The organism is Azospirillum sp. (genome assembly GCF_050789165.1).
This window is the reverse complement of the sequence record NZ_JBOZRT010000009.1, coordinates 105,814-111,813: the sequence shown is the minus strand read 5'-3', so window position 1 is coordinate 111,813 and position 6,000 is coordinate 105,814. Positions and strand designations below refer to the sequence as shown.

General features: G+C 70.1%; 1 protein-coding gene. It reads right to left on the bottom strand.

Features of this window, described 5'->3' with window-relative positions; genetic code table 11:
* A partial coding sequence (locus tag ACRWK7_RS01305) for a filamentous hemagglutinin N-terminal domain-containing protein (protein ID WP_431854354.1) occupies nucleotides 1–5,481 on the bottom strand: 5,481 nt, incomplete at its 3' end.
* Between the last annotated feature and the right edge of the window lie 519 nt (nucleotides 5,482–6,000).

Below are 6,000 nucleotides of genomic sequence, written 5' to 3'. Positions count from 1 at the left end.
GCCGTTGGTCAGCGTGTAGGCGCCGCCGGTGCCCAGCAGCTCCAGCCCGCCCGCGGTGATCGCCTGGCTCTGCGTCACCGCGCCGGTCGAGGTGAGGGTGACCGCACCGGTGCCGGCGCTGAGGCCGGAGACGCCATCCACCGTGCCGATGGTGAAGCCGGTATCGCCGCGGAAGGAAAGCGCCCCGTTGCCGCTGCCGGCCATCGCCAGCGTCGTAACGCTGTTGGAGTTTGTGCCCAGGCTCACCGCACCGCCGACGCTGAGCCGCAGGTTCGTTGCCGTGATGGCGCCACTGCCGGACTGCGACACGCCCTGGCCGGTGATCAGGCTCAGCGTCGCGGCGTTCGCGGGGGACACCGCGGCACTGACGGTGATCGCCCCAGCGCCGCTGTTGCCGATGCGCAGGGTGCCGGCGGTGACGCGATCCAACTCGGTGTCGGAGAGTTCCAGCGCCGAGGCGGCGTCCGTCTCTGAGCCCAGGTCGATGGCGCGGCCGGATGTGGTGGATTGCAGCGTCACCGTCCGGCCGGCGGCGGTCAGCGCCGAGCCCAGCGCCATGCGGTCGGCGGTCAGCGTGGTTGTCCCGCCGGCGGTCACCGACTGAGAGGTGGTCAGCGTCGTATCCGCCGTGCCGAGGCTCAGCGTCAGCGCGCCGGACGTGGTCAGCCCGGTGGTGTTGACCGAGCCCACGGTCAGGCTGGTGGAATCGGTGAGGGTCACCGTCCCGGTGCTACCGGCCAGCGTGCCGATGGCATTGCCGGCGTTGGTCAGCGTGTAGGTTGCGCCGTTGCCCAGCAGCTCCAGACCGCCCGCGGTGATCGCCGCGCTCTGGCCCACCGTGCCGGTGGTGTCGAGCGTCAGGTTCTTCGTGCCCACCGACAGGGCGCCGCCAATGCTGATGCCGGCGCTGCCGCTGCCCGGGTTGCGCAGCGTGGCGTTGGTGGAGAAGGCGTAGGGACCGACGGTGATGGCCCCGGTGCCGTCGCTGCGCCCGATGATCAGGTTGGTCGCCGTGGACGCCACCGCGTTCAGGATGCCGGTGGTCAGCGCCAGCGTGCCGCCGCTGCCGGCGACCGAGACGCTGTCCGAGGCGGTGTAGGGCTGGAAGGTCACCGTACCGGTGCTGGCAAGACTGCCGCCGACGACCAGGCTGTTGCCGGTCAGCGTCAGGCCGCCGGTGGTGCTGAGCGTGCCGCTCAGCGTCTGCGTGCCGGCGGCGCTGATGTCGATGTTCGGCGCGGTGACGGTGATGCCAGTGCCCTGGGTGTACGTGCTGCCCGTCACCATGGACAGCGTCGTGGCGTTGGCCGGCGTCAGGTCGGCGCTCACGGTGATCGCACCGGACGTGGTGCTGCCGATGCGCAGGGTGCCGGCGGTGATGCGGTCCAGCTCGGCGTCCGACAGCTCCAGCGCCGCGGCGGCGTCGGTGGTCGAACCGAGGGTGATGGCGCGGCTGCCGGAGCGCGGGCGGATCGCCACGAGGCCAGTCGAATAGACCGCGGCGCCGTCCAGGCTGAGCGTGTCGGCGTTGATGGTGACGGTGCCGCTGGTGCCGTTGCCGATCCTGTTGGCGGTGCCGGTGCTGTTGTTGGAGTAGTCGAGGCTGCCCGTGCCGCCGGTCGCCGTCAGCGTGACGTCGCCGCTGGTCGCGCCGATGGTGAAGTCGTCGTATTGGACGATGCCCCAGTTCCTGGTGCCGCTGGTGCCGCCGCCGACACCGGTCAGCGCGATGGCGCCCGAGGTCGAGGCGATGCTCTTGGTCGCGGAGCGGCCGTTCAGCTCGATCCCGTAGGCGTCGGTGGTGCCGCCCGTCGACGCCGTGCCGGCGAGCGTGATGGCCCCGCCCTGGCTGGAGAGGCTACCGGATTGCGAGCGGATGCCGACGGCGTACTGGCCGGTGGCGCCCGGCGCCGCGGTGCCGGTGATGGCGAGGGCGCCGCCGGCGGTGCTGACGGTCTGGGTGGTGCTGTCGGCGCTGTCGCCCAGGTTGACACCCCGCAGGCCGCTGAAGGCGCCGGTGCCGCTGGTGCCGGTGATGGTGATGGTGCCGGTACCGGAGGTCGTCACCGTGCTGCCGCCGATCAGGTTGACGCCGGCCGCGTTCGCCGCGTCGGCACCGGTGCCGCGCAGCACGATGCCGCCGCCGCCGGCGTTCAGCGTGGCTCCGTCCAGCTGGATCCCATCGACCCGCCCGGCCACGCCGCGCGCCGCGCCGGTCAGCAGGCCGGATCCGTCGGTGGCGCTGCCGCCGGCGATCTCGATGGTGCCGCCGTTGCTCGCCACCGTCGTGCCGCTGCCAAGGATCGCTGCGCCCTGGCCGTTGCCGTCGCGGTCGGGGTTGATGGTGACGTTGAAGGCGTTCGACGCCCCGCCGGCGAGCTGGATGTCCGCGCCGCCGCTGGTGATGACCGAGCCGTCGGCGCGCAAGGCGGCGCCGACCGCAGCCGAACCGGACTTCTGGATGGACTGCGCCACCGTCAGGTCGCCGCCGACAGCGTGCAACGTCAGCCCGCCCGACACCGTCATCCCCACCGTGTTGGCGGTGCCCACGGTGAAGGAGCCGTTGTTGCTGAAGGTCACCGTGCCGGTGTCGCCGGCCAGCGTGGTCACCGCGTTGCCGGCGTTGATCAGCGTGTGCGTGCCGCCACTGCCCAGCAGCTCCAGCCCGGCGGCGGTGATCGCCGCGCTCTGCGTCACGGTGCCGCCGGTGGCGCTCAGCGTCAGGCGGTTGGAGCCCGCCGACACCGCGTTGTCGATGGCGATGCTGCCGGCACCGGTGCGCAGCGTGGTGTTGCGGCTGAAGCTGGTCGAGGACGCCACCGAGACGGTGCCGGTGCCGTCGCCGCGCCCGATAACCAGGCTGGGCACCGAGGACGCCACCGCGGCGAGGATGCCGGAGGTGAGTTGCAGGCCCGTCCCCGTGCCGTTGACGAAGACGTTGGTCCCCGCGCTGTAGGGCTGCAGCGTCACGGTGCCGCCGCTGGTCAGGCTGTCGGCAGCGCCTAGCGTCAGGGAATCCGCGCTCAGCGTGATGCCGGCGGGGCCGTTCAGCGTGCCGCCGATGCTCAGCGTCGGCGCCGCCAGCGTCAGCGTCTGCCCGCTGTTGACCGAGACCGCGCCGGTGGCGCTCAGGGTGCCGCCGGTGGTGAGGCTGAGCGGCAGGCTGTAGCTGAGCCCGCTGCCGATGGCGATGCCGCCGGTGCCCGACGCGTTGTTGTAGTTGACTTGGGCGAAGTTGCTGAGTTTCGCCAGGATGCCGGTCAGGTCCAATTCGCCCGCGTTGGCCGTGCCGGACACACGGGCGGTCTTGGTGGTGTCGTACGGCTTGAGCGTGAGGGTGCCGCTCTGGCCGTCGAGGGTGTTGGTGGACGAGAAGCCGTTCGCCGTCAGCGTGACACCGGCGCCCGAGGCCATGGTCACGGTGTTGGTGAAGGCGATGCTGCCGCTGGTGCTGATGCCAGCGCCCGAGTTGAGCGTCATCGGCTGCGTGAAGGTAACGTCGTTGAGCAGCGACAGCTGGCCGCCCAGCGTGTAGGTGCCGGTGTGGCCGGCGGTGCTGCTGAAGGTCAGGCCGCCGGCCCCAAGCGCGATGTTGCCATTGAGCGTGACGCCGTCGCTGCCCGCCTTGACCGTCAGGTTGCCGCCGTTGGTGGTGATCGCCACCGAACTGGTGAAGCCGCCGCCGCCCGCCTGATCGCCGTCGGCGTCGATGTCGATGGAGCCGCCGCCGGTTGTCAGCGTGCCGGACAGCGCCACGCCGTCGGCGCCGCGCAACGTGATGTTGCCGCTGCCCGTCTGCAGGACGCCGATGTTCTGGAGCTTGCCATTGTAGTTGGTGCCGCTGTCGTAGCCTGCCTCCATGGTGATGGAGCCGGTGCCGCTGGCGATGATGGCGTTGGCGGTGTTGGCGAAGGCGATGGTGCCGTCGTGGGTCACCAGCTTCAGGCTGACGCCGTTCTGCAGGTTGATCTGGCCGTCGCCGCCGGACGCCGTCAGGTCGGCGATGGTGATGCCGTCGGCAGCGGTGAGGATGATGGTGCCGCTGCCGATCGCCTCCAGCGCCGCCGCCGAGATGGTCTCGTCCGCCAGCACCAGAAGGTTCGGCAGGCTGCCGCTCACCGAGGTGGTGCCGTTGGAGATGGTCAGCGTCGCCGGGTCGAAGAACACGGTGCCGGCCAGCCCGCGTGGCGCCTCCACCGAGGCCAGCCCATGGAAGCCCAGCCCCTGCCGGCCCGACACCTCGATGAAGCCGCCGTCGCCGCCCAACACGCCGCCCTTGGCGCTTATGGCGCCGGCGAAGGCGGTGTGGCCGTCCGACCAGACGATGGCCTTGCCGCCCTTGCCCTGCCCGGTGGCGTCGGCGGCGATGACGGCGCCTGGCTCGACGATGGTTTCCCGGGCCGGCGGCACCGGCTTGCGCGCCGGGCGGACGTTGAGGCCGGCCAACTGCTGCGGAGTCGCCCGACCGCCCAGATAGTCGCCGCCCACCAGCGCCTCGCCGCCGCCGGCCCGGCCGGAGACGTCGATACGGGCGCCGGCCTTCACCTCCACCCGCTCGCTGGTGACCACGGCGGTGCCGCCCCGGGTGCCGGGCGCCGCGCCGGTGGCGTCGAGGGTGCCCGAGACGGTCACCGTGCCGGAGTCGCCACCGGACAGGATGATCTCGCCGTCCTTCTCCTCCACCGTGCGGGCCTGGACGATGCCGCTCATGTCGATGACGCGGTCGACCACGCCCTTGGCGGCGGCAGCGGTCATTCGCACCCGGCCGCCGTCGGCGAAGACGCGGCCCTGGTTCTTCACCAGCGCGTCCGCCGGCTTGCCATCCTTGGATTTCGGGCGGGTGGTGACCGGCGCGTCGGTGGCGAGGTTGATGCGCTGGTCGCCGTAGAGGTCGACCACGAACTTGCGCCCGGAGGCGAGCGTCACCTCGCCCAGCCGCGCCGTGATGGTGCCGGTGTTGGCGACGCCGGGGGCGACCAGCGCCACCAGCCCGGCCTCCGCCGCGGTGATGGTGCCGTGGTTCTCCACCATCGCGGCATTGTCCACAGCTCCTTCGAAGCGGTGACGGCCGGCCATGAAGTCGTCGTTGCGGATGTCGTGCGTGGTGGCGACCAGCCCGCCGACGTCAACCTGCGCGTTGCGGCCGAAGACGATGCCGTTCGGGTTGACCAGCCAGACCTGCCCGTTAGCGCTGAGTCGCCCGAGGATCTCCGACGGGTTGCCGCCGACCACGCGGTTGAGCGCGATGGAGCCGGCCGACGGCTGCTCGAACCGGGTGTGCTCGCGCTCACCGACGCTGAAGTCCTGCCACTCGATGATCGCCTTGTCGGTGGCTTGGCGGACGGTCAGCGTGCCGAGCGCCGATTCGGCGATGCTGGCCGAACCGCCGACCACCGTGCCGCCGCGCGGGTTCGCCGCCGCGATTCCCGGCCACGCCACGGCACCGGTCAGCGCCGTGGTCGCCGCCAGGAACCAGCGCAATGCATGCTTCGGTTGTGGCACCGTTCGCCGCACAGCCACGCTTCGCCCAGGTCCGCCTCAGTGGTGGTACCACCTAGGGTAACAGCCGTTTCAACAGCTTGCCAGCGTAGTCGAATAAAATTGTATGCGAATGATGGCGTTGTCACACGGGGGCGGAGAGTCGGGCGGAATCGAGCGGATTGCGTCGGTAATGAGTGCCCACCGGAATACGACCGGTTTGATAACAGCATTTTGGATGAGCAACGCGGGTCCGGACTGCGCATCCGTCATTCGTTCAGTCGAAAGGGCTTCAGTCAAAAGTATGATCTCAGCGCACGAGGCGGCATCGTTGAACTCATGAAACACTCCACTGCAACACGCTACGAAACACGCGCCAACCAGGACATTGCCTCTCTTTCAACCTTTGCATAAGCAGGATGGCTTTTGACAACCACCGCCTGCTGAAAAATACGTATTCTGCAAATGAACTTCCCTTTCTGAGTTTCTATGCTTACTCTGACTCCTATGCCTGCTCCAACC